A 2,415-nucleotide genomic window follows, 5' to 3' on the forward strand; every position below is an offset into this window, starting at 1 on the left:
CCGACCGGATGCCGAACTGAGCGACCTGGTCAACGAACTGGCCGCTGAGGAGTCCCGCCTCGATGCTCTCTCGGAGGAGGACGAGTTGAGTGACCTGCGTGCCGTGATGGCCACCTCCTACCAAGCCCTGGACACCGCCACCGCCCGCTTCTTCCGTCTCCTGGGAGCTCACCCGGGGCCGGACTTCTCCGTGCTCGCGGCGGCGGCGCTCACCGACACCACCCCCGCCGAGGCCGGCCGGATGCTCGACCGCCTGGTCCGGGCCAACCTCGTGGAGCGCCCGCGAACCACCCGATACCGCCTGCACGACCTGGTCCGGCTGTACGCGGTGGAGCGTGTTCGGCTCCAGGACGGGCAGGAGGCCACGGCCAAAGCCGTCGGCCGGGCCGCACGCTGGTACACCCACGCCGCAGCCCGAGCCCAACTGACCGAACACCCACACTTCCCCGTCGTCCCCGGAACCGAACCACCCGAAGGACTACCAGAATTCGCCTCCCTGGAAGAGGCCCTGACCTGGTTCGAGGCCGAACGCGCCAACCTGCTCGCCGTGACGGCGGCGGCCCTGGACCACGGCCACCACGACACCGCCTGGCGCCTGCCGGCGACCGTCTACCCCCTCTTCGAGCTGCACCGCCACTGGCACCAGTGGCGCGACCTGCACTCCCTGGGCCTGCGTGCCGCCGAGAACGCCGCGAACCCCTGGGGCCTGGCCCGCAACCACCTGGGCATGGGCGACGCCCAATGGCTCCTGGGCGACCTGGACGCGGCGGTGCGACACTACGAATCCGCGTTGACCGTCCTCGGCGACATCACCGACCCCTGGGTGGAGGGGTTCGCCTCCCGCCAGCTGGGCGTGGTGCTCTGGCAACGCGGTGAACGTGACGACACCACCATCGAGCACGTCGAGCGGGCCATCGCGCTCTTCCAGGGTTCGGGCGAACGGCGGGGTGAGGCCATGGGTTCGCTCAGTCTGGCCGACTTCCACGCGGACCTGGGTCGATGGGAGAAGGCCCTCGACCACTGCCGGGCCGCCATCGACGTCTTCACCGACATCGGCGCGAAGTGGAGCGTGGCGTGGGCCGGCTGCACCCTGGGGCGCGTCCTGACCGGAATGAACAGGGCCGCCGAAGCGGTACCCGTGTACCGGAGCGCCATCGAAACGTTCACCGAACACCAGGACACCGACAGCCATTCGGTGGCCCTGCTCGGTCTGGGTGAAGCACACGCGGCCCTGGGCGATGTGGCAAAGGCCCGGCAGGCGTGGAACGCCGCGCTGGACCGTCTTCGGGACCACGGCGACCCACGCGTCGCCCGGGTCGAGGAACGCCTGAGCACTCTGGGTTCCTGAAGTGGCGAGCCCGCCTGGGAAGTCCGGGGCGGGCTCGTCGACGCGCTTTCAGGCGGGGGTCAGACCTTGCGCCACTTGGGCACCCACGCACCGTCCTCGACCACGTAGTCGCCGAACAGGGCGGGCGCCTCCTCCTTCAACGTCTGTCCGATGAGGTCGAACAGCAGGCGGATCTCCTCCTCCGCGCCGGGTGCGGTGCGGGCCTCCAAGGCGTGGCGCAGGGTGCGCACGTTGGCCGTCCACACCAGCCCGGTCGCCACGCCCTCGGGGGCGAAGCGCCGCATGAAGGAGGTCTTGTGCTTCTTCTCCGCGAACTTGACGCCCTCGTCGTCCAGCCCGAAGTGCTCGGCCATCCAGTACTGGAACTCCTCCATCTTCTGGAGCATCTCCGTGGCGCGCTCCATCAGCTCCGGGTCCTCTTCGGCCCAGTCGGGGAACCAGAACGGCAGATCGGTCAGGCGCACGAAGCGCAGCGACTCCTGGGAGACGGCCACCCCGGGACGATGCCGAATCAGTTCATGAGTCAGGACACGGCTCACGTTGTGCAGCACGAAGCTGAAGCTGATGTGCTCCAACACCGAGCCGTGCATGCTGGCCAGGAGGTTTCCCAGGTACTGGTCCTGGTCCTTTCGCACCCGGGTGACGTTGGGGTTCAGGCCCGGTTCCCAGGAGCGGTAGCACAGCCGTCCGGCGAACTCGGCGAGGTTCTGCGGATCATTGAGGTGGGCGTCGAGCTCCCCCCGGTCGAACCGCTCGATCCACGCCTGCCCCCCGACCTCCTCGAGGTAGTCGGTGATGGCGTCGTAGTCCACCTGTGGACGTGCGACCAGGCGGACCTGGGGTTCGACCTTCTTCACAGCACCCTCTTCTCGCGACTCCCCGGCCCATGGCACGCCGCAGCGCCGTGACCTGGGGGTCCCGCGGGTCACGGGGCGTGTGTGGGGTTGGGCCGATTGACCTTCCCCGAGCCTACACGCCGGCGGACGGGGACGTGCGGGCCGCGATCCCGTACCCCCGTACGAAAGAAGGGGCCGGGCGTTCGATCGGATTCCTTCGATCGAACGCCC

The 2,415-nt window shown here is 69.2% G+C and carries 2 protein-coding genes; one reads left to right on the forward strand and one right to left on the reverse strand.

All coding sequences use genetic code 11. From position 1 onward, the window contains the following. A partial coding sequence (locus D472_RS0113025) for a tetratricopeptide repeat protein (protein ID WP_017604923.1) occupies positions 1–1,348 on the forward strand: 1,348 nt, incomplete at its 5' end. Positions 1,349–1,407: 59 nt separating this feature from the next. On the opposite strand, the gene thyX is transcribed toward D472_RS0113025, so the two are convergent. Then, positions 1,408–2,205 (reverse strand): FAD-dependent thymidylate synthase, encoded by a 798-nt coding sequence (thyX, locus tag D472_RS0113030; RefSeq protein WP_017604924.1) that lies wholly within the window; start codon positions 2,203–2,205, stop codon positions 1,408–1,410. Positions 2,206–2,415: the final 210 nt, after the last annotated feature.

Source organism: Nocardiopsis alkaliphila YIM 80379, from assembly GCF_000341005.1.
Taxonomy (GTDB): Bacteria; Actinomycetota; Actinomycetes; order Streptosporangiales; family Streptosporangiaceae; genus Nocardiopsis; species Nocardiopsis alkaliphila.